Origin of the sequence: Mesorhizobium sp. ESP-6-2 (assembly GCF_020164675.1) — a bacterium.
Classification (GTDB): domain Bacteria; phylum Pseudomonadota; class Alphaproteobacteria; order Rhizobiales; family Rhizobiaceae; genus Mesorhizobium.
In genome coordinates this window covers 107,957-126,646 of record NZ_JAIUGT010000003.1, presented here as the reverse complement: position 1 = coordinate 126,646, position 18,690 = coordinate 107,957, and the positions used below count along the sequence as shown (strand labels likewise).

The 18,690-nt window shown below is 61.9% G+C and carries 20 protein-coding genes, 1 tRNA gene and 1 pseudogene; 11 read left to right on the top strand and 11 right to left on the bottom strand.

Annotated elements, in window-relative coordinates:
- Positions 1–93 precede the first annotated feature (93 nt).
- From LB532_RS10110 to LB532_RS10080, 7 genes and pseudogenes are all read left to right on the top strand, one after another.
- Positions 94–1,050, top strand: coding sequence for an alpha/beta fold hydrolase (locus LB532_RS10110; RefSeq protein ID WP_140637933.1), 957 nt, complete (start codon positions 94–96; stop codon positions 1,048–1,050).
- Positions 1,051–1,199: 149 nt separating this feature from the next.
- On the top strand, positions 1,200–1,595 hold the full coding sequence (locus tag LB532_RS10105) for a GFA family protein (protein ID WP_140637934.1): 396 nt from the start codon (positions 1,200–1,202) through the stop codon (positions 1,593–1,595).
- A 270-nt stretch (positions 1,596–1,865) separates the two neighbouring features.
- Positions 1,866–2,063: a hypothetical protein gene (locus tag LB532_RS10100; protein WP_140637935.1), complete on the top strand. Its 198-nt coding sequence runs from the start codon at positions 1,866–1,868 to the stop codon at positions 2,061–2,063.
- 209 nt (positions 2,064–2,272) lie between these two features.
- Positions 2,273–2,440, top strand: a pseudogene (locus LB532_RS10095) (undecaprenyl-diphosphate phosphatase); the annotation flags it as partial.
- Positions 2,441–2,658: 218 nt separating this feature from the next.
- Positions 2,659–3,285, top strand: a complete 627-nt coding sequence (locus LB532_RS10090; protein WP_224556756.1) for a transglutaminase-like cysteine peptidase — start codon at positions 2,659–2,661, stop codon at positions 3,283–3,285.
- A 132-nt stretch (positions 3,286–3,417) separates the two neighbouring features.
- Positions 3,418–4,209, top strand: a complete 792-nt coding sequence (locus LB532_RS10085; protein ID WP_140637937.1) for a phosphodiester glycosidase family protein — start codon at positions 3,418–3,420, stop codon at positions 4,207–4,209.
- 151 nt (positions 4,210–4,360) lie between these two features.
- The gene (locus tag LB532_RS10080) at positions 4,361–5,425 is read left to right on the top strand and encodes a GH25 family lysozyme (RefSeq protein ID WP_140637938.1); all 1,065 of its coding nucleotides are present in this window, start codon (positions 4,361–4,363) and stop codon (positions 5,423–5,425) included.
- A 170-nt stretch (positions 5,426–5,595) separates the two neighbouring features.
- Here LB532_RS10080 and LB532_RS10075 read toward each other — a convergent pair whose 3' ends face one another.
- From LB532_RS10075 to LB532_RS10050, 6 genes are all read right to left on the bottom strand, one after another.
- On the bottom strand, positions 5,596–9,363 hold the full coding sequence (locus tag LB532_RS10075; protein ID WP_140637939.1) for a vitamin B12-dependent ribonucleotide reductase: 3,768 nt from the start codon (positions 9,361–9,363) through the stop codon (positions 5,596–5,598).
- A 676-nt stretch (positions 9,364–10,039) separates the two neighbouring features.
- Positions 10,040–10,345 (bottom strand): PilZ domain-containing protein, encoded by a 306-nt coding sequence (locus LB532_RS10070; protein WP_140637940.1) that lies wholly within the window; start codon positions 10,343–10,345, stop codon positions 10,040–10,042.
- A 108-nt stretch (positions 10,346–10,453) separates the two neighbouring features.
- A complete protein-coding gene (locus LB532_RS10065) occupies positions 10,454–10,942 on the bottom strand; it encodes an NUDIX hydrolase (protein ID WP_140637941.1) in 489 nt (162 codons plus the stop codon).
- 208 nt (positions 10,943–11,150) lie between these two features.
- Entirely contained in the window at positions 11,151–11,651 is a 501-nt protein-coding gene (gene gpt, locus LB532_RS10060; RefSeq protein ID WP_140493737.1) for a xanthine phosphoribosyltransferase, read from the bottom strand.
- Between the two features lie 114 nt (positions 11,652–11,765).
- The gene (locus tag LB532_RS10055; RefSeq protein ID WP_140637942.1) at positions 11,766–12,599 is read right to left on the bottom strand and encodes a universal stress protein; all 834 of its coding nucleotides are present in this window, start codon (positions 12,597–12,599) and stop codon (positions 11,766–11,768) included.
- An 81-nt stretch (positions 12,600–12,680) separates the two neighbouring features.
- Entirely contained in the window at positions 12,681–13,424 is a 744-nt protein-coding gene (locus LB532_RS10050; protein ID WP_140637943.1) for a competence/damage-inducible protein A, read from the bottom strand.
- Between the two features lie 173 nt (positions 13,425–13,597).
- On the opposite strand from LB532_RS10050, the gene wrbA reads away from it, so the two are divergent.
- The gene (gene wrbA, locus LB532_RS10045) at positions 13,598–14,197 is read left to right on the top strand and encodes an NAD(P)H:quinone oxidoreductase type IV (protein ID WP_140637944.1); all 600 of its coding nucleotides are present in this window, start codon (positions 13,598–13,600) and stop codon (positions 14,195–14,197) included.
- Between the two features lie 171 nt (positions 14,198–14,368).
- The gene (locus LB532_RS10040; protein ID WP_140637945.1) at positions 14,369–14,665 is read left to right on the top strand and encodes a hypothetical protein; all 297 of its coding nucleotides are present in this window, start codon (positions 14,369–14,371) and stop codon (positions 14,663–14,665) included.
- A 106-nt stretch (positions 14,666–14,771) separates the two neighbouring features.
- Here LB532_RS10040 and LB532_RS10035 read toward each other — a convergent pair whose 3' ends face one another.
- The 3 genes from LB532_RS10035 to LB532_RS10025 form a co-directional block, all read right to left on the bottom strand.
- Positions 14,772–15,011, bottom strand: coding sequence for a DUF2188 domain-containing protein (locus LB532_RS10035; RefSeq protein WP_140493732.1), 240 nt, complete (start codon positions 15,009–15,011; stop codon positions 14,772–14,774).
- Between the two features lie 31 nt (positions 15,012–15,042).
- Positions 15,043–15,321 (bottom strand): DUF982 domain-containing protein, encoded by a 279-nt coding sequence (locus LB532_RS10030; protein WP_224556753.1) that lies wholly within the window; start codon positions 15,319–15,321, stop codon positions 15,043–15,045.
- Positions 15,322–15,452: 131 nt separating this feature from the next.
- Positions 15,453–16,556, bottom strand: a complete 1,104-nt coding sequence (locus LB532_RS10025) for an NADH:flavin oxidoreductase/NADH oxidase (RefSeq protein WP_140637946.1) — start codon at positions 16,554–16,556, stop codon at positions 15,453–15,455.
- Between the two features lie 153 nt (positions 16,557–16,709).
- On the opposite strand from LB532_RS10025, the gene LB532_RS10020 reads away from it, so the two are divergent.
- Positions 16,710–17,288 carry an NUDIX domain-containing protein gene (locus LB532_RS10020; protein ID WP_140637947.1) on the top strand — a complete coding sequence of 193 codons (579 nt, stop codon included), beginning with the start codon at positions 16,710–16,712 and terminating at the stop codon, positions 17,286–17,288.
- Positions 17,289–17,327: 39 nt separating this feature from the next.
- On the opposite strand, the gene LB532_RS10015 is transcribed toward LB532_RS10020, so the two are convergent.
- Together LB532_RS10015 and LB532_RS10010 are read right to left on the bottom strand one after the other, a co-directional pair.
- Positions 17,328–17,413, bottom strand: a tRNA-Leu gene (locus LB532_RS10015).
- 409 nt (positions 17,414–17,822) lie between these two features.
- On the bottom strand, positions 17,823–18,122 hold the full coding sequence (locus tag LB532_RS10010) for a DUF1236 domain-containing protein (RefSeq protein ID WP_140638308.1): 300 nt from the start codon (positions 18,120–18,122) through the stop codon (positions 17,823–17,825).
- A gap of 311 nt (positions 18,123–18,433) precedes the next feature.
- Between LB532_RS10010 and LB532_RS10005 the strand changes: the two genes are divergently transcribed.
- Positions 18,434–18,661 (top strand): hypothetical protein, encoded by a 228-nt coding sequence (locus LB532_RS10005; protein ID WP_140637948.1) that lies wholly within the window; start codon positions 18,434–18,436, stop codon positions 18,659–18,661.
- Positions 18,662–18,690 lie beyond the last annotated feature (29 nt).

Below are 18,690 nucleotides of genomic sequence, written 5' to 3'. Positions count from 1 at the left end.
CAATATTCTCGATCGGTTTTCGCGCGGGTTGGGGCCGATGCACCAGCCATCTCAAGAACGCACCGACACACGGACAGACTGGAGGAGATCGATATGTCCAAAGCCCTGCTTTTCGCCATTCTTGCTTCGGCCGCGGCGCTTCTCGCCGGTCCGGGCATCACCAACGCAAAAGAGGTAAAATCTGCCATGACGACCGAAGCGAAGACACCGCCGAAGCCTGAAAAATCCGGCCTGCTGCCGATCAACGGCCTGAATTACTATTATGCCGTCTACGGCAAGGGTGAGCCGCTGCTTCTGCTGCATGGCGGTCTCGGTACATCGGACATGTTCGCCCCCCTCCTGCCGAAGCTTGCCGAGCATCGCACTGTCATCACCGTCGACCTGCAAGGCCATGGCCGCACTGCGCTTGGCGACCGGTCGTTCACGCTGGAAGCAATGGGCGACGACATGGCTGATATCGTCAAACGGCTTGGTTACGGCGAGGTCGACGTCATGGGTTATTCGCTGGGCGGCGGCGTCGCCTTCCGCATGGCCGTCCAGCACCCCGAAACGGTGCGCCGGCTTGTGCTGGTTTCGACCGGCTATGCCGCCGACGGTTTCTATGACGAGATGCGCCCGCAGCAGGCGCAGGTGAGCGCGGCAGCGGCCGATTTCATGAAGGACACGCCGATGTACAAATCCTACGTCGCGGTGGCGCCGCATCCCGAGGAGTTCCCGAAGCTGCTCGACACACTCGGCAACTTCATGCGCCAGAACTACGACTACTCGGCCGATGTTCCCAGGCTAAAGATGCCGGTCATGCTGGCCTACGGCGACAGCGACATGTACAAGCTCGAGCACGAGATCAAGTTCTACCAGATGCTCGGCGGCGGGTTGAAGGACGCGGGCTGGATGCGTGAAAACCTGTCGCGGAACCGCCTGGCGATCCTGCCCAACCGAACCCACTACGACGTCTTCTTCGCTCCAGAGCTGACGGCCGCCGCGCTGCCGTTCCTCAACGGTGAGACCAAGGTGAAGAGCTGGGACGAGGTGGTCGGCGAAACCGAATAGCTTGCCCGGCATTGGCTGCCGGCGGTCTCCCTCGAGGCGGCTGGCAGTTTTATCGCCGCAGTCGATGCGATCGTATCAATGCTTTTGAATTGACCCGGTGTCGGGCGTCGATAGTCTCGCATCAAATCTTCTCAGGAATGGATACGGCAATGGCTAATTATCAGGGCGGATGCCTGTGCGGCGCGGTGCGTTATCGCGCCGACGTCGAGCCCGTCAACGAACGCATCTGCCATTGTCGGCTTTGTCAAAAGGCAATCGGCGCCGCCTTCAATGCGCGTGTGCTGTTTCGCATCGACGATGTGACGATCGAAGGGCCGGTGGCGACCGTGAACAGCTCGCCGGATATTAAACGGGGGTTTTGCCCAAGCTGCGGCACGACGATGTTTTCGCGGCGCGATGCCGCCGGCATTATAGGCGTCACCACCGGGTCACTCGACGATCCGTCCGTCTTCAAGCCACAGATGCACATCTGGATCGTCTCCAAGCAGTCCTGGGTGGTGCTCGATGACGGCTTGCCGCAGCACGAAGGCGCGCCGCCTGCCTGAGGCCTCCGGCCTTCCTTCACGCCTTATGAAAGAAGATGAATCTGCGCTTGAGCGCCGAAACCGATGAGCCGTGCCGGATGAAGTGCGGCATGGCCACGCATCCACCCTTCGGACCAACAGAAGGGTGACGTTACGCGACCATGACAAAAATTAATCGAAACAGTCACGAAATAACCGAAACAGTCACGCGAAAGCCGGCAAACCGTCATTGGCGAGCCATCATTGTCCCCCTATTTAACCGGTGCGGGCCGGCATTCGAGGAGACGACGGATGAACGACAGCATCAGCACCCTGGACGAGCTTTTGAGCGATCCGATGGTCCTGCTTGTGATGGAGCGCGATCGTGTGCGCCCGGAACAGGTGCGCATGCTGCTCGAACGGGCGCGCCGGCCTTCCGTCGAGGAGCCGGTTGTCCCGCCGGCGCACGTGATCGCTAGGACGTGCCAGAAACTCTGGCTTTGCCCCTGATCGCATCGTGATTTGCTCCAGTTTTGCAGACCGACTCAACGGGCCGGGTCTGGCGCTGCCAGCGCGCCGAGGCGGCGCGGTGTTGATATTCGAACACGCCTTCCACACTCGGTGAATTGATTTTCCGGCCCATGGCGGTATGGCTTTGCCCGGGCCGATCGCCAGCGGTCGTCCTCCGCCCACTCGATCTCTCACATATGAAATTCGTCATGGCCGACATCTGCATGCAAGGCATGGACACCGGCTTTGTCGGTCTGGGATACGCCAAGGTCGCATTTCTCGGCCTGGTCCAAGGCATCACCGAACTGCTGCCGATTTCCTCCACCGCTCATATGCGCATCGTTCCGGTGGTGCTGGGCTGGCAGGATCCCGGCTCCTAAAGCAATTCCAGGAAAAGTGCGTAGCGGTTTTCCGTCCGGAATTCGTCAGACAAGGATAAAAAGGTAATTCCAGAAACGTGGGTGCCGGTGTTGCGCCGGCGCAACCCCGGGCAGCCACGCGTCGATCGTCGAAGATGTGATCGGCCGCCTTCATTGACTTCGGGCAAAAATCCACTTTTAACGTTCTGTTAAGAAAAACAGATGGGTGGGGCCGTATGGCATCCTCGGTGGGTTGGCGCCGCAAGGCGAAGGGGTTTGGGTTTGCGCTTGCGCTGACGACTTCTTGTTCGGCGGCGGGTTTGGCGAATGCGGCGTCGCTTTCCATGACCATCGGCGGCCAAACCTCCCAACCGATCGGACACTATGATTTTTGCAAGGTCCATTCTGCCGAATGCTCCATCCGCTCGCCCGCCAACGCTCCGGAGAGCATGACCGGCCAGCTGTTGCGGGAGATTTCCGCCGTAAATCTCACGGTCAACACGCGCGTCAAGCCGATGAGCGACATCGACAATTACGGCAAGGACGAGTGGTGGGCCTACCCCGACAACGGGTTTGGCGACTGCGAAGACTACGCGCTTGAAAAGCAGCGCGAGCTCAAGGCCGCCGGCATCGCCATATCCAATCTGCTGATGACGGTGGTGCGCAAGCCGGACGGCGAAGGCCACGCCGTACTTACGGTGCGCACCGACAAGGGCGATTTCATCCTCGACAATCTCAGCGACAAGGTTCGCCTCTGGAACCAGACCGGCTATCGCTACCTGAAGAGACAGGCTAGCGACAACAGCGGTCGCTGGGTTTCCATCCTTGGCGGCGACGAGCGGCTCGTCAGCTCTGTTCAATGATGTCGCCGGTCCCTTGTGTCGGCAGCCGCATTTCGACCTTAGCCGTTTGATCCATCCTCCCTTGGGGACGACCTTGCTTCGTGCCGGTGAGTGCTGGCGGCCGCCCGTTGGAACTGGTAATCCGGTGCGCGCATGGATCTTCTGACTATCCTGCAGTCCGCGCCTTTGCTGCTGGCGCTGATCAAGACCGCGCTGCCGTCGGCAGCGGCGATCGGCATGGGGTTAGGCCAATGGCTCGCTTCGTTGCCGCCATGCCGCGATTTCGTCTTCGAGGCCACCAGCTACCTGGTCTGCGAGGTCGATCCCAGACGATACCGGATCGAATTGTTCTGGAAGGACCCGGCCGGCAAGCCCTATCAATCGCTGCACAATCTCGACGACGCCCAGCGGCGGGCCGGGCGCACGATGCTGTTCGCCATCAATGCCGGAATGTACCATCCAAACCTCGCGCCGGTCGGCCTGTATGTCGAGCGCGGGCAGGAGCTGGCCTCGGCGAAGGTCGGTTCGGGAAGCGGCAATTTTTCGCTCCAGCCCAATGGCATCTTCTACATCAGCGACGGCAAGGCCGCGGTCCGCGCGACAAGGGATTTCCTAAAGAAGCGTCCGCCCACCGACTATGCCACGCAGTCCGGGCCGATGCTGGTGATCGACGGCCGATTGCACCAGAAATTCCGGGCCGACGGCACCTCGCGCAAGACGCGCGACGGTGTCGGGGTGCGAAGGGACGGTGTCGCCGTCTTCGCCATTTCGAATGGCACGGTGACATTCCATGCATTCGCACGCCTGTTTCGCGACGGACTCGGCTGCGACAATGCGCTGTTCCTCGACGGGTCGATATCGAGCCTGCTCGCGCCGGCCATCGGCCGCAATGACGACTACTGGAATCTGGGGCCGATGATCGGCGTGTTCAGGAATCCGGGCTGACGGCCGTCGGCGCATCGCGCTCTCCACAGTAGCCGCTCCAACATGCTTAAAAACTTGATTCAATCTTTATTGGTAATTTCTCGTTCATAACTCGAACTGGTTTGTCCGTCGGCCGTCGCCTTCGGTCTGTTGTGTTTGAGTACAGGTCCAGATGCGGTTACCAGGCGTCATCAGTTTCGTGATCGCATCGCTGTGCCTTGCCGGCTGTTCGTCGACATCCGGCGTGGACGCGCTGGACATGCAGAGGCCGTCGAACGAGATCACCAGCTCCGTGGTGCGGCCAAGCGCACCGATCGCATCCGTCCCCGTGAGAAAGGCCGAGCGGAGAGTGGCGGAAGCCACGCCGGAGGACGAGAGTGTCCGGCCTTTCGGCCTGACGGAGGAAGAGACGGTGGCGTTTCCGGCGCCCGACCTGCCGGACAGCATCGAGCCGCCGGTCGTCGAACCGGCGGCGCTGGTATCGCCGCCGAAGCTTTTGTCGCGGGCAGCACCGCCCATGCTGGCCGGACCGGTCACGCGCTACAGCTTTCGCGATGCCAAGCCGATCAATTTCGGCCGCTCCTCGCCACGCCGTCTTGCCGTGCATGGTGTCGACGTGTCGCGCTGGCAAGGCAACGTCAACTGGGAGAAGCTGCGCGCCCAGGGGGCCAACTTCGCCTACATCAAGGCGACCGACGGCGGCGACCATCTCGATCCGATGTTTATGAAGAACTGGCGCAACGCCGATGCCGCCGGGCTGAAGCGCGGCGCCTATCATTTCTTCTACTGGTGCCGCACGGCCGGCGAGCAGGCCGACTGGTTCATCCGCAACGTGCCGAAGGTCGACGGCGCCCTGCCGCCGGTGATCGACGTGGAGTGGAACGGCGAATCCAGCTGCAAGCGGCGGCCGTCGCGCGAAAAGGTGCTGGAGAAGATGCAGGTGTTCATGGACAAGCTGGAGCGCCATTACGGCCAGCGGCCCATCATTTACACAGCGCCCGATTTCTACCGCGACAATCTCAGGGGCGAATTCCTCGATTACCCGTTCTGGCTCCGCGCCGTGGCGCAGCATCCCTCAAAGGTCTATCCCGGCCGCAAATGGCTGTTCTGGCAGTATTCCGGCTCGGGCCTTTCGCACGGCGTGACGGGCCGCATCGACCTCAACGTCTTCCACGGCGACGAGCGGCAATGGCGCGCCTGGGCCGGCAGCCGGCAGATGGTGGCGGACGCGGATTGAGGCCGAAGAAGAGGCCATAGTCTAACGGCGCGAAAGCCTGCTCGTAGAAGAGCTTACTCCTCTCGTTGTCCCTCACTTCGATTGTGGTCGATCACAGCCCCGGTCCGAGACATTGAAACAAATCGGCCCGATCTTGCGACCGGGCCGATGCGTCTCAAATTTCAAATTTCTCAGCTGCACCCGCTCGTCGAGCCGCAGGTGTCGCATTTTTCGCAGGTGCCGTTCCGCACCATGGTGAAGTTATGGCACTCCGAGCACTCGTTGCCGGTATAGCCCTGCATCAGCGATTGCTGGCGCCGGGTGGCGGCGAGTGCCTTGGCTTCCGCGGCCTCGTGCGCCGCGGCGTCAGAGAACAGCCCTTCGGCGCCCTCAGTCTCGGCTTCCTCCTCGGCGATGTCCTCGACCAGCTCCCTGGCGCGTTCCTCATAGTCGCGCTTGTAGGCGATGGCCTCGTCGCTCGCCGGCTTCAGCGCCAGCACATTGGACCCGGAGAATGCCGTCGGCATCATGCGGGCAGGGGGCGTAGCCGGACCAGAGCCGCCAAATCCCTTCGGTTCGGCGCCGGACACCAGCTTGACCGGCGAGGCACCGCGATAGAGCCCCTTGGAGAAGGGTGTCGCCTTGCCTTCGGTGATGCCGCGACCGAGCGCCGTCTTGTCGAAATCCGACTGATCGACATGGGCGAGGTCGTGGCGGTTGAGATAAGAGACCGCAAGTTCGCGGAACACATAGTCAAGGATTGACGTCGCGTTCTTGATCGCGTCATTACCTTGCACCATGCCGGCCGGCTCGAACTTGGTGAAGGTGAAGGCTTCGACAAATTCCTCCAGCGGCACGCCATATTGCAGGCCGAGCGAGATGGCGATGGCAAAATTGTTCATCATCGCGCGGAAGGCCGCGCCTTCCTTGTGCATGTCGATGAAAATCTCGCCGAGACGCCCGTCGTCGAACTCGCCGGTCCGCAGGTAGACCTTGTGGCCGCCGACGACCGCCTTCTGCGTATACCCCTTGCGGCGGTTCGGCAGTTTTTCGCGGTCGCGGTAGAGACGCTCGACGACGCGCTCGACGATCTTTTCGGTGACCTGCACCGCACGCTGCGCGGCGGGCGCGGCGACCAGTTGTTCGATCGCCTCGTCCTCGTCCTCCTCGCCATCGGCGAGCAGCGAGGCATTGAGCGGCTGCGACAGCTTCGAGCCGTCGCGGTAGAGCGCGTTGGCCTTCAGCGCCAGCTTCCACGACAGCATGTAGGCGTTCTTGGCGTCCTCCACCGTGGCGTCGTTCGGCATGTTGATGGTCTTGGAGATGGCGCCGGAAATGAAGGGCTGTGCGGCCGCCATCATCTGGATGTGGCTGTTGATCGACAGCGAGCGCTTGCCGATCTTGCCGCAGGGGCTGGCGCAGTCGAACACGGGGAGGTGTTCGGCCTTGAGGAAGGGCGCTCCCTCAAGCGTCATCGCACCGCAGACATGGATGTTGGCGGCTTCGATGTCGTTCCTGGAGAAGCCCAGTGCCGGCAGCATCTCGAACGAGAAGTCGTTGAGCTGCTCGTCGGTGAAGCCAAAGGTCTCCTTCACCCAGTCGGCGCCGAGCGTCCACTGGTTGAAGACGAACTTGATGTCGAAGGCCGACTTCAGCGCGGCATTCAGCGCCGCGATCTTGTCGTCGGTGAAGCCCTTGGCCTTGAGCGAGCCGGGATTGATGCCGGGCGCCTGGTTGAGATTTCCGTGGCCGACGGCGTAGGCCTCGATCTCGGCGATCTGGCTTTCCGAATAGCCCAGCGTGCGCAGCGCTTCCGGCACGGCGCGGTTGATGATCTTGAAATAGCCGCCGCCGGCGAGCTTCTTGAACTTCACCAGCGCGAAGTCGGGTTCGATGCCTGTGGTGTCGCAATCCATGACCAGCCCGATCGTGCCGGTCGGCGCGATCACGGTCGCCTGGGCGTTGCGATAGCCGTGCTCCTCGCCGAGCTCGATGGCGCGGTCCCAGGCAGCCTTGGCATGCGTCGCCAGCTCCTGCTGCTTGAGGTCGGAGGCGACCAGCGGCACAGGGTTGACGGCCAGCTTCTCGTAGCCGTCCTTGTCGCCATAGGCGGCGCGGCGATGATTGCGCATCACGCGCAGCATGTTCTGCGCGTTGCGGTCGTAGTCGGGGAAGGCGCCGAGTTCGGACGCCATCTCGGCCGAGGTGGCGTAGGCGACGCCGGTCATGACGGCGGTCAGCGCGGCGCAGATGGCGCGGCCCTCGTCGGAATCATAGGGAATGCCCGACGTCATCAACAGGCCACCGATATTGGCGTAGCCGAGGCCGAGCGTGCGGTAGTCGTAGGAAAGCTTGGCGATCTCCTTCGACGGGAACTGCGCCATCATCACCGAGATTTCGAGAACCATGGTCCACAGCCGCACCGTGTGCTCGTAGGCCGCGATGTCGATCGTGCCGTCGGTGTTGCGGTAGGGCAGCAGATTGATCGAGGCCAGGTTGCAAGCTGTGTCGTCGAGGAACATGTATTCCGAGCACGGGTTGGAGGCCCGGATCGCACCGGCGGACGCGCAGGTGTGCCAGTCGTTCATCGTCGTGTTGAAGTGCAGGCCCGGATCGGCGGATGCCCAGGCGGCGTAGCCGATCTTTTCCCAGAGATCCCTGGCCTTCAGCGTCTTCAGCACCTTGCCGTCCTTGCGGGCGGTGAGATGCCAGTCGGCATCATCCTCGACGGCGCGCAGGAAATTGTCCTTCAGCGACACCGAATTGTTGGAGTTCTGGCCCGACACGGTGAGGTAGGCATCGGAATCCCAGTCGGTGTCGTAAGTCTTGAACGACATCGAGGTGTAGCCCTGCCTGGCGAACTGGATGACGCGGTAGATGTAGTTCTCCGGCACCGCGTCCTTCTTGGCCGCCTTGATCTCGCGCTTCAGCGCCGTGTTGATGGCGGGGTCGAAGCAGTCGTCGTCATGGCCTTCGCAGTTGACGCAGGCCTTCATGATCGCTTCGAGATGCTTCTTGACGATCTTGGAGCCGGTCACCAGCGAGGCGACCTTCTGCTCTTCATTGACCTTCCAATCGATGAATTCCTCGATGTCGGGGTGATCGGCGTCGACGATGACCATCTTGGCGGCGCGGCGCGTCGTGCCGCCCGACTTGATAGCGCCCGCAGCGCGATCGCCGATCTTGAGGAAGCTCATCAGGCCGGACGAACGGCCGCCGCCGGACAGCTTTTCGCCTTCGCCGCGCAGCAGCGAGAAATTGGAGCCGGTGCCCGAGCCATATTTGAACAGGCGCGCCTCGCGCACCCACAAATCCATGATGCCGCCCTCATTGACGAGATCGTCCTGCACGCCCTGGATGAAGCAGGCATGCGGCTGCGGGTGCTCGTAGGAGGATTTCGACTTGGTCAGCTTGCCGGTGAATGGGTCGACATAGAAGTGGCCCTGGCTCGGGCCGTCTATGCCATAGGCCCAGTGGAGACCGGTGTTGAACCATTGGGGCGAGTTCGGCGCCACGCGCTGGGTGGCCAGCATGTAGGCAAGCTCGTCGCGGAAGGCGCGCGCGTCTTCCTCCGACTTGAAATAGCCGCCCTTCCAACCCCAATAGGTCCAGGTGCCGGCCAACCGGTCGAACACCTGGCGGGCATCGATCTCGGACCCGTAGCGCTCGGCTTCCGGCAGCTTGGCCAATTCCGCCTCGTCGGCGACGGAGCGCCACAGGAAGGAGGGGACATCGTTCTCCTCGACCTTCTTCAGCCGCGCGGGGACGCCAGCCTTGCGGAAATATTTCTGAGCCAGGATGTCGGCGGCGACCTGCGAGAACTGCGCCGGCACGTCGATATTGTCCAAGCGGAACACCACCGAGCCATCCGGATTCTTGATCTCGGAGAGCGCCTTGCGGAATTCGATCTCCGCGTAAGCCGATTGTCCCTGTCTGGTGAAACGACGCTCGATGCGCATTGGTCCGGTCCCTTTTGTCTATATATAGCGCTTTTCCCAAGGGATTTCTGCCCCCAAAGGTGAAACGCGCAGTCCGCCGTTTGCCGGCATTTCGAACGATGCCGGCATCTCCTCGTCGCGGGCGCCGCAGCAGCGGACGGCCAAACGCCTTGCCGGGCACTTTGCCGAGGCTGCCAGCCGACCACGCGGGTCCCTCAAAACTGAATTTTTCGATTCCCTCAATCGAGGGAAGTTCACACTATCTAGCGTCGAGCCTGCCTGCAAACACTAAATATAGTGTTAACAGATCATTTTTTCCAGCCCGACAATTCTCCCTTTCGCTGTCCCACGACCCCCACATCCCAACGCTTCCGCCGGCCTCGTAAACAGGCGGAAATGCGGGAAAAAACGCACATAATCCGGGAAAATGACCGGGCTCAGAACTTTCCGGTCGCGCTCTCAACAGGAGCGCATGGCCTATAAAAGGCGACTCGTTTTGCGCCGTCAAGGATTCGTTTGCGTAGGTTTTGTGACCCCAACATCTTGTGTGTCACACATGTGGATAACGGGGACAGAATGGAGCTGCCGCGGTAGCCGCCGGCCGAGCGGACAAAGACGCGCTTGTCAGGCTCCGCGACGGCTCCGGGGCGTGATCCAGACACAGACCATCTGGCCCATCCGGCGTCGCGGATCAGCCCTAATGCGTCCTGGGCTTCGGCTCGGTTCCAGTGAAGTGCACCCCGATCCGGCCGTTGCGGCGCCAGCGGACTTCGAATCGATAGCCGATGCCGTCGACGGGCACATAGAGAAGGAAATGATCCGGAATCCTTGCTTCGGGCGGAACCTTGAGTTCGGCGCCACCTTCATTTTGATTGCGCAGCGTGCAGCCAACTTCCGAATTCGAGATGCCCGTGATGATCGTGCCGCCCTTGAGCACGCGCTGGCGATGCTCGCGCTTGTGCTCATCGGATCGCTCTGGATTGGGATTTGCGGGATTTGTCATCGGTGAAACGCCAGGATCGGATGAGATCCTATGACGTCTTCATTAGAAAAGCATTCACGCCGGCAGGCGCGCCCGTCCGAGCTGCTTGGTGGCGCGGCCGGTCCCGGTTCAGGCAAACCGGCGCGGGTCGGCGCAGAAATAAGCGATGATCTGGCAAAGATCCGGTTCGTTGACCATGCGCACTGCTTCGCTCGAACTGACCCATTTGCGGGTGCGGGAGCGTTTTTCCTTCCAATGGTCGGCGACCTTGTCGACATGCAGCGGGAACACCAATACCTCGCATGGCACCTCCTCGCCGGAGGCCAGGGCCTTGGCGTAGAAATAGCGGCCGGCCTCGAGATGCGAGATCGTCCCGCGCAGTCCGGCTTCCTCGACAGCCTCGCGCGCCGCGGCTTCGCAAAGCGGCTCCCTGGCCTCAGGCCAGCCCTTCGGAAGCACCCAGCGGCCGGTGTCGCGGCTGGTAATCAGCATGATCTCGACGCTGTTTCCGCTTTCACGCCAGGGCAGGGCGGCTACCTGCAGACGGCACGGCGCGGTGCCGAAGAGTCGCCGGACCCTTTCGGCCAGATGGTTGTGCGTCGTTGGCCTCGTCAGCATCGGAGAAGCTAGCCCCAGCCTCCAGAATCGTTTGCCGTCTCACGAATCTTACGGCTAATTATCGGCAATAAAAGTAAAAACTTTCATTAGGATGGCCGATTTCGCCAATAGACGCCGATTTCCGCGCGCCAGCCTGCCTCGCGAGACCCCTTTGCCTAGTGGATGAGACTTCCCTGCGGCTCGATTGCAGCAGGTTGCTTGCCGCGAATCAGCCGGCGTGATCGTCGGCGATCGGCTTCTGGTAGGTGAAGCCCATATCCCAGGGAAAATAAATCCAGGTATCCTGACTGACCTCGGTGACGAAAGTATCGACCAGCGGCCGCCCCTTCGGCTTGGCGTAGACGGTGGCGAAATGCGCCTTCGGCATCATGGCGCGCACGATGCCCGCCGTCTTTCCGGTGTCGGTCAGGTCGTCGATGATCAGCACGCCCGCGCCGTCGTCGGCGAGCAGGGCCGGCGTGACCTCCTTCAGCACCTGCAGCTGCCCCTGGCTGCTGTAGTCATGATAGGAGGCGACGCAGACCGTCTCGATAACGCGGATGCCGAGCTCCCGCGAGATGATCGCCGCCGGCACCAGCCCGCCGCGCGTGATGCAGACGATGGCTTTCCATTGCGCCTTGTTGGTGCCGGCAAGCCGCCAGGCAAGCGCGCGCGCATCGCGGTGGAACTGATCCCACGAGACCGGAAAGGCTTTTTCGGGAAGGGACATTTTTCGCGCACTCCGCAGCACGCGCGGTCGCGCGCAGAAAACAGGGGAATGCGCGCGGAAGTAACTGGAAAACCTCGCGCTTGGCAAGAGCGACCGCAAGCGATCATTGTGGACTTACCGCGACAGGAAAGCCGCTACCGGCGCGGTGCGCAGCACGGAGCGCGTCACTCCGCCGAACAGGAGCTGGCGAAGCCACGAGTGGCTGTAGGCGCCAAGGACCAATAGATCGGCGCCGGTCTCCGCGATCCTGGTCTGGATTATCTCGTCGACCGAGGTGCCGCCCGACCTCTGCACCGAGACGCTCACGGTGGCGCCATGACGCGACAAAGCGGAAGCGATTTCCGCTCCAGCGGCCTCGGGGCGTTCATCGAGCGTGTCCGGCGGATCGATGACCAGAATGTCGGTTTTCTCGGCCTCAATGATGAAGGGCAGCGCATCGAAGGCGGCGCGTGCGGCCTCCTTGCTGCCGTTCCAGGCAAGCAGCACACGCTTGAAAGTGGTGATCAGTGGGCCCAGGTGCGGCACCACCAGCACCGGCCGTCCGGCGTCGTAGACCAGCGTGTCGACGTCGGCGCTCGCATCGCCGCCCGTCTCGCGCTGGGCGGCGATTATCAAGTCGGCGGCACGCACGCTTGAAATGCCGGTCAAGGCGCTGTCGCCGGAAAAACTCTCCAGGCTATGCCATTCGAAGGAGAGGCCGGAATTCTCGATATGCCTGAGAAACGCGGCCCGCAGCTTTTCGGCCCGTTCGCGGTTCATGTCGGCCGAAACCTGCAGGAACTCGGTGTCGGGGAAGCCGGTGGCCGAGGTGTAGGGCACCGGAAGCGCTTCAGCGTGGATGCCGATCAGATGGCTCTGGAAGCGGTTTGCAAGCGGAATGGCGAAGTCGAGTACGCGCTCTGCGTCCTGCTCGTTCTGCAGAATGGCGACGATCGTCTTGAAGCGCATCGTGATCCCCTCATTTTGCGAGCGATCCGCCCGCGGCAAGGAAACGTCGCAGCGTTGTGCTTGGTTCCGGCCTGGACCGGGTCAGCTCGCGCTGCTGGCAAAGCCGGCCACCATCGCCTCGACATCGGCGCGCGCGGCGTCCAGGGCCTGCTGGCTGCGGGCACGAACCACCAGTTCGGTCCAGAACTTACCGTCGCCGTATTTCGGGTAGGAGCCGATGATCGTATCCGGATGCGCTTTCTGGATATCGCCCAGCGGCCCGCCGACGAGACCTTCGCCGAACGGGCAATGCACCGCCGCCGACAGCATTTTCGTGCCGGCTTTCAGCGTCGGCACGACATTGTCGAGCATGGCCTGGAAGATCGAGGGCACACCCGCCATGACGTGGACATTGCCGATGCGGAATCCGGGCGCGACCGACACCGGATTGTCGATATGGTCGGCGCCGCGCGGCATCCGGGCCATGCGCTTGCGGGCCTCGGTGTATTCGATGCCGCGAGCGGCATAGCTTGCTTCCAGCAGGGCATAGGCCTTGGCATCGTATTCGCACGGCACTCCGAAGGCCTTGGCAATCGAATCAGCTGTGATGTCATCATGGGTCGGGCCAATGCCGCCGGTTGTGAACACATAGGTATAGCGGGCCCGCACTGCATTTACCGCTGCGACAATCTCGTCTTCCTCATCGGGAACGATGCGCACTTCCTTCAGGTCGATGCCGATGGCCGTCATGATGTCAGCCAGATGGCCGATATTCCTGTCCTTGGTCCGGCCGGACAGGATCTCATCGCCAATGACGAGCATGGCGGCGGTAACGATTTCGGACATCGATGGCTCCGGCAAAAACGGGTCGCCTGAAATAGCGCGGCACGCGGCCAGCGGCAATGCCACCCGACCGGTGAACAAACTGTGCCCGCATACGCGGTATTCCCCGAATATCCGCGCCCTAAGTGCCCTGGCGTGGCCGGGCGGCCGAGGATCATCACGTCAAGGAGACGCAAATGGCGAAAGTACTTGTTCTCTACTACTCGAGCTGGGGTCACATGGAGCAGATGGCCAAGGCCGCAGCCGAAGGCGCAAGCGAAGCCGGTGCCGAGGTGACCATCAAGCGCGTCGCCGAACTTGTGCCCGAAGCGGTCGCCAAGGCAGCCCACTACAAGCTCGACCAGGAAGCGGCGATCGCCAGCCCGTTGGAACTGCGCGACTATGACGCGATCATCGTCGGCGCCTCGACGCGTTACGGAATGATGTGCGCGCAACTGAAGAACTTCTTCGACCAGACCGGCCCACTATGGGTCAAGGGCGCGCTGGTCAACAAGATCGGCTCGGTGATGTCTTCGACCGCGACCCAGCACGGCGGCGCGGAACTAGCGCTGATCAGCACCCAGGCCATGCTTCAGCACCACGGCATGATCATCGTTCCCCTGTCCTATGCCTATCAGGCTCAGATGGGCAACGATGTCGTGCGTGGCGGGGCGCCCTACGGCATGACCACCACAAGCGATAGCGACGGTTCGCGCCAGCCTTCTGCGCAGGAACTCGAAGGCGCGAAGTTCCAGGGCGGGCGCGTCGCCGAAATCGCCGCGAAGCTGCACGGCTGATCGTTGTGCCGCCGGCGCCTGGCGGCGTTACTCCTGCTTGCGATGCTTGTGGTCCACGCCGTGGATCGTCGCTTCACCGATGCTTCACAAGGAATTCAAGGAACCATTCGGCTGATGACTGGTTTGCCCCGTGTCGCACCCAAGGCGACGAAGACAAAACGGAGTGATCCAATGTACAAAAAACTTCTTGCGGCATTCGTTCTGACGGCCGGTCTTGCCACATCGGCGATGGCGCAGTCGACGGACGGCAGGTACTACAACCATGACAATTGGGGGAACAATTGGTCGCTGTTCGGCAATGACGATTCATCAGCCATCGACCAGAGCACCACCGGCAGCATCAACGCATACGGCTCCGGATTGAGCACCCAAGGCAATACCGGTGGGATGGGCCCATGTGCTCACAACACTCCAGGTCCGGACGCCAATGCTCAGGGCAACGTCAATGACCAGTACTGCGGCAAATAATCAGCCGTAGGCTCCCTGCTGACCGTAGGACGTTTTCTCTCCTACGTCCTCGGTCGGCGCTCCGGGGCAGCCGGCCATTGGGGCGATCGGGCTTTGGGCTGAAAGATCAGTCGGAAACCTCGGTCTGCGGCCGGTCGCGTCCATCAGCCAGTTCCTCATGCCATTTGCCGTCGGCATCCTCGTACTGAATGCCGTCAGTCGACCCAGCGACCTGCTGCTCGGCCGAAGCGATCTCGGCGGCCCGCAACGCGTCCTGATGCGTGGGAAACGTCTCCGAGAACGTCGCTCCGACCTTGTAGGCCCAGCCGCCGTCATGCTCGACGATCTTGTAAGTCAGCTTCGCCATCAAAAAACCTCCGGTTTAAAGGTCCGTCCGCTCAATGCAGCCGGTCGTCGGACAGCTTGTCGTCTGGCACCAGCACTTCCGATTCCCTGGCGGCTTCGATAAGTGCCCGGCGCGCATCCGCTGTCGAACGATAACCTTCCAGCACTTTGAGGCAAGTGTCGAGAGCATCACGATGACGAGGGCCGCGATTGAGCGGCCAAACCGTCATCAGGCATTCCGCCGCCTCCTGGGTGCTGCGGATAGGGCGATATTTGCCGACATGGCCGAGTTCGACCACGACCGGTGTTTCAAAAGGCTTGTTGTCCATCATGGGCGCAACGCAAAGCAGTCAATTTGGTTGCAACCGTGTCCTCAGCCTGCGCCCAAACGCCCCAGACCTCCTTGGAAGCTCTATTTCGGCGGTCATCCGACGACGCGTTCCGCCCTTCTCGGAAGGGCCGTTCAGCCCGTCGCCTTCATCCAGTGCTGCATCGTCGTCACCGAGCGCGCGAGCTGCGGCGCCGGATGGATCGTCTCGCTGAATGTGGCGGCGGCTCGCCATCCCCAGCGCGGGTCGGCGAGGAAGGCGCGCGCCAGCGCCACCATGTCGGCGCGGCCTTCGGCGATGATCGCCTCGGCCTGCTTGGGATCATCGATCAGACCGACCGCGCGGGTAGGGATGCCGGCGCCCCTGCGCACGGCTTCCGCCAGATGCACCTGGTAGCCGGGGCCGGAGGGCAGTTTCTGCAAGGGCGAATTGCCGCCGCTCGAGCAACAGAGATAAGCGACGCCTTCGGCCTTCAGCGCTTTCGCCACTTCGATCGCATCCTCGACGTCGAAACCGCCATCGACCCAATCCTTGACCGACAGCCGGGCGCCCAGCATCAGTTTTGGCGCTGCCTTTTTCACCGCCTTGGCGATCTCGACCACAAGACGCATGCGGTTTTCCAGCGAGCCGCCCCAGCGGTCCGCGCGTTGGTTGGAGAGTGGCGACAGGAACTGGAAGATCAGATAGCCGTGCGCTGCATGCAGCTCGATAAAGTCGAAGCCCGCGCGTTCAGCCCGTCTTGCCGCCTCGGCGAACCGCTCGATGAGCAGCAGGATCTCCTCGTCCTCCAGCGCCCGCGGCACGTTCCAGCCGGTATCGTAGGCGATTGCCGAGGCCGAGACGGTCTGCCAGGGATCCTCGTTCGGCTGCAGCGGTCCGCCGCCCTCCCAGGGCTTGCGGTTCGAGGCCTTGCGGCCGGCATGGGCAAGCTGAGTGCCGAATTTGGTGCCGGGTGCGGCCACGCGCCTTGCTGCGTCCAGGGCGCGGCGCGCAGCGGCTTCATTGTCTTCGGAATAGAGGCCAAGGCAGCCATGGCTGATGCGGCCACGCCGCTCGACATCGGTCATCTCGACCGTGACCATGCCGGCGCCGGACATTGCGAGGTTCATCCAGTGGTGGAGATGCCAGTCGCTCGCCGAGCCGTCTTCGGCCGAATACTGGCACATCGGCGCGACGGCGATGCGGTTGGGAAAGCTCAAGCCATCGAGCGTGATCGGCTGGAAAAGCGATGTGGTCATCAACGAAACTCCGGGAACAGGATGCGCTATTTAGGCAATCGATCGCCGCCATGCCACACACGAGAGAGTGAAACGCTTGCTGGACCAACCGCCGCCCCGATTGCGTGAACGCCGGTTCGCGGCTACGCCTCCCGGATAACGTGGAGGCCGCCGATGGAAGATCGTATACGCATCCGTTCTGAAGAAATCCTATCCGACGACTGGGCGGTTCTGAAGAAGACCGTCCTCGACTACCGTCGCCGCGACGGACAATGGGAGACACAAATCCGCCAGACTTACGATCGCGGCGATGGCGCGGTGATCCTGCCCTATGATCCCCAGCGTTCGACCGTGCTCCTGGTGCGCCAGTTCCGCTATCCTGCCTATGTCACCGGCCACCGCGAGCCGCTGGTCGAGGCCTGCGCGGGATTGCTCGACGAAAACGATCCGGAGACCTGCATCCGCAAGGAGGCGGAGGAAGAGCTCGGCTATCGGCTGAACCATGTGGAGCGGCTGTTCTCGCCGTATATGAGCCCGGGCAGCGTCACAGAGCGGCTCTGGTTCTTCACCGCCCTCTATTCGCCCGCCGACCGCATTTCGGCCGGCGGCGGCGCAGCAGACGAAGGCGAGGACATCGAAGTGCTGGAAATGCCGCTCGACGAGGCCCTTGCCGGCATCGCCGACGGCCGCATCATCGACGCCAAAACCATTATTCTGATCCAGCATCTGAAGCTGAACCCGATTGTCGGCTGAGCGGGTGGCCTGCCACCCCGAAGCGAGAAGAGCGAAGGGTGGTGCGGACGACGGGAATCGAACCCGTACGATCAGAGATCGAGGGATTTTAAGTCCCTTGCGTCTACCAATTCCGCCACGTCCGCGCCCGTTTCGTTTCAACTACTTAGGCGGTCTCGTCAATCGGCGTCATGTAGTCCCGAAAAAGCGTTGTGCAAAACATGGTCTGTTTTATTCCCCTGTACCCGATTTGCCGATCTTTTTCGTCCAAGCCGGCAGGCGCTCAACGCCTCTATCATGACCGGCGTCAAGTGTTGCACCGAACTGCATCGAAGGGCAGGGGATGCGGCATGGGGAACAGGGAGTTTTCAGATGATGACGGCGCATGAGGTGGAGGAGATACGCGAACCGCGCCTGCAGGTGCACCGGACCGGTCGGGGTCTTTTAAGCGGCGGCTCGGGGAGCGCGCAACGAGGCGCGCCGTCCTCCACAGGTCTCTCGGCTGGATGTTGCCACGGTCCGCCGCCCGAAGCGGCGAACCGTGCGCTCAATCGCTTACTTGATGATCTTTACGATCTTGCGGGTGCCGGGATCCACGATAACCGTGCGATTGTCCACGACAACGTAGCGATATTTGACGTTCGGAACCTCATGGAGTTCGACCGTGTCGGGCAGAGCGGTCCCGACATTCAGTTCCACGCCGGGAACCTTGACTGAGGCCAGAGGCTCTTTCTTGACGTACTCCTGTATGACTGTCTCGTCCTGCGGCTGAATGACCACGTCCTGTGCCGCGGCGGCGCCGATGCCGGCAAGTAGCAAAACTCCCGCTGCGACGGCTGTAAGATCGGTTCTCATGTTGCTTCCTTTCTTCTTTGAGCTTGGCGCGAAGCGCTCGCGAGTCTTTTGCGCTAGACGAAGTGGCGCGCCCAAGATCGCCAGGAGTTGGCAGGCGCCCAACTTGGCCGCCGACAAGGGGATCTCGTTCGAACGACCTGTCAGGCAAATTGCATTCAAACCCATGAGTTCCGAACAACGGTGGGTTTGGGCCCTTTGCGTCCTGTCATTTGACTTTGGTCGCATGTTCAATAGGACCTAAGCCCCGCAATGGAACTGCTCCCCAGAAACGGGCGTTGCGTTTGCTACTAATGTTCAAAAGGAGACTGATCATGGCCGACGGCCCTACTGTGGTAAATTCTGGCGGCGGCGGCACTGCTGTGGCGGTAGTTCTCGCAATTGTCGCGATTGTTGTCCTGCTCATCTTTACGGGCGTGATAAATCTTGGTGGTGGGGGGAAAAACATTGACGTCAAAGTTGACGTTCCCAAGGTCGAGGCGCCTTCCGCGCCCGCACCGGCGAAGCCGGCAGCACCAGCCGCGCCGTCGAACGGCGGTTGATGTCAATCCGACGCATCATGAGGCAAAGC

Excerpts from the sequence above, each read along its gene's own strand:
- LB532_RS10110 (WP_140637933.1), top strand. The coding sequence starts at position 94 with ATGTCCAAAGCCCTGCTTTTCGCCATTCTTGCTTCGGCCGCGGCGCTT.
- LB532_RS10105 (WP_140637934.1), top strand. The coding sequence starts at position 1,200 with ATGGCTAATTATCAGGGCGGATGCCTGTGCGGCGCGGTGCGTTATCGC.
- LB532_RS10100 (WP_140637935.1), top strand. The coding sequence starts at position 1,866 with ATGAACGACAGCATCAGCACCCTGGACGAGCTTTTGAGCGATCCGATG.
- LB532_RS10090 (WP_224556756.1), top strand. The coding sequence starts at position 2,659 with ATGGCATCCTCGGTGGGTTGGCGCCGCAAGGCGAAGGGGTTTGGGTTT.
- LB532_RS10085 (WP_140637937.1), top strand. The coding sequence starts at position 3,418 with ATGGATCTTCTGACTATCCTGCAGTCCGCGCCTTTGCTGCTGGCGCTG.
- LB532_RS10080 (WP_140637938.1), top strand. The coding sequence starts at position 4,361 with ATGCGGTTACCAGGCGTCATCAGTTTCGTGATCGCATCGCTGTGCCTT.
- LB532_RS10075 (WP_140637939.1), bottom strand. The coding sequence starts at position 9,363 with ATGCGCATCGAGCGTCGTTTCACCAGACAGGGACAATCGGCTTACGCG.
- LB532_RS10070 (WP_140637940.1), bottom strand. The coding sequence starts at position 10,345 with ATGACAAATCCCGCAAATCCCAATCCAGAGCGATCCGATGAGCACAAG.
- LB532_RS10065 (WP_140637941.1), bottom strand. The coding sequence starts at position 10,942 with ATGCTGACGAGGCCAACGACGCACAACCATCTGGCCGAAAGGGTCCGG.
- gpt (WP_140493737.1), bottom strand. The coding sequence starts at position 11,651 with ATGTCCCTTCCCGAAAAAGCCTTTCCGGTCTCGTGGGATCAGTTCCAC.
- LB532_RS10055 (WP_140637942.1), bottom strand. The coding sequence starts at position 12,599 with ATGCGCTTCAAGACGATCGTCGCCATTCTGCAGAACGAGCAGGACGCA.
- LB532_RS10050 (WP_140637943.1), bottom strand. The coding sequence starts at position 13,424 with ATGTCCGAAATCGTTACCGCCGCCATGCTCGTCATTGGCGATGAGATC.
- wrbA (WP_140637944.1), top strand. The coding sequence starts at position 13,598 with ATGGCGAAAGTACTTGTTCTCTACTACTCGAGCTGGGGTCACATGGAG.
- LB532_RS10040 (WP_140637945.1), top strand. The coding sequence starts at position 14,369 with ATGTACAAAAAACTTCTTGCGGCATTCGTTCTGACGGCCGGTCTTGCC.
- LB532_RS10035 (WP_140493732.1), bottom strand. The coding sequence starts at position 15,011 with ATGGCGAAGCTGACTTACAAGATCGTCGAGCATGACGGCGGCTGGGCC.
- LB532_RS10030 (WP_224556753.1), bottom strand. The coding sequence starts at position 15,321 with ATGATGGACAACAAGCCTTTTGAAACACCGGTCGTGGTCGAACTCGGC.
- LB532_RS10025 (WP_140637946.1), bottom strand. The coding sequence starts at position 16,556 with ATGACCACATCGCTTTTCCAGCCGATCACGCTCGATGGCTTGAGCTTT.
- LB532_RS10020 (WP_140637947.1), top strand. The coding sequence starts at position 16,710 with ATGGAAGATCGTATACGCATCCGTTCTGAAGAAATCCTATCCGACGAC.
- LB532_RS10010 (WP_140638308.1), bottom strand. The coding sequence starts at position 18,122 with ATGAGAACCGATCTTACAGCCGTCGCAGCGGGAGTTTTGCTACTTGCC.
- LB532_RS10005 (WP_140637948.1), top strand. The coding sequence starts at position 18,434 with ATGGCCGACGGCCCTACTGTGGTAAATTCTGGCGGCGGCGGCACTGCT.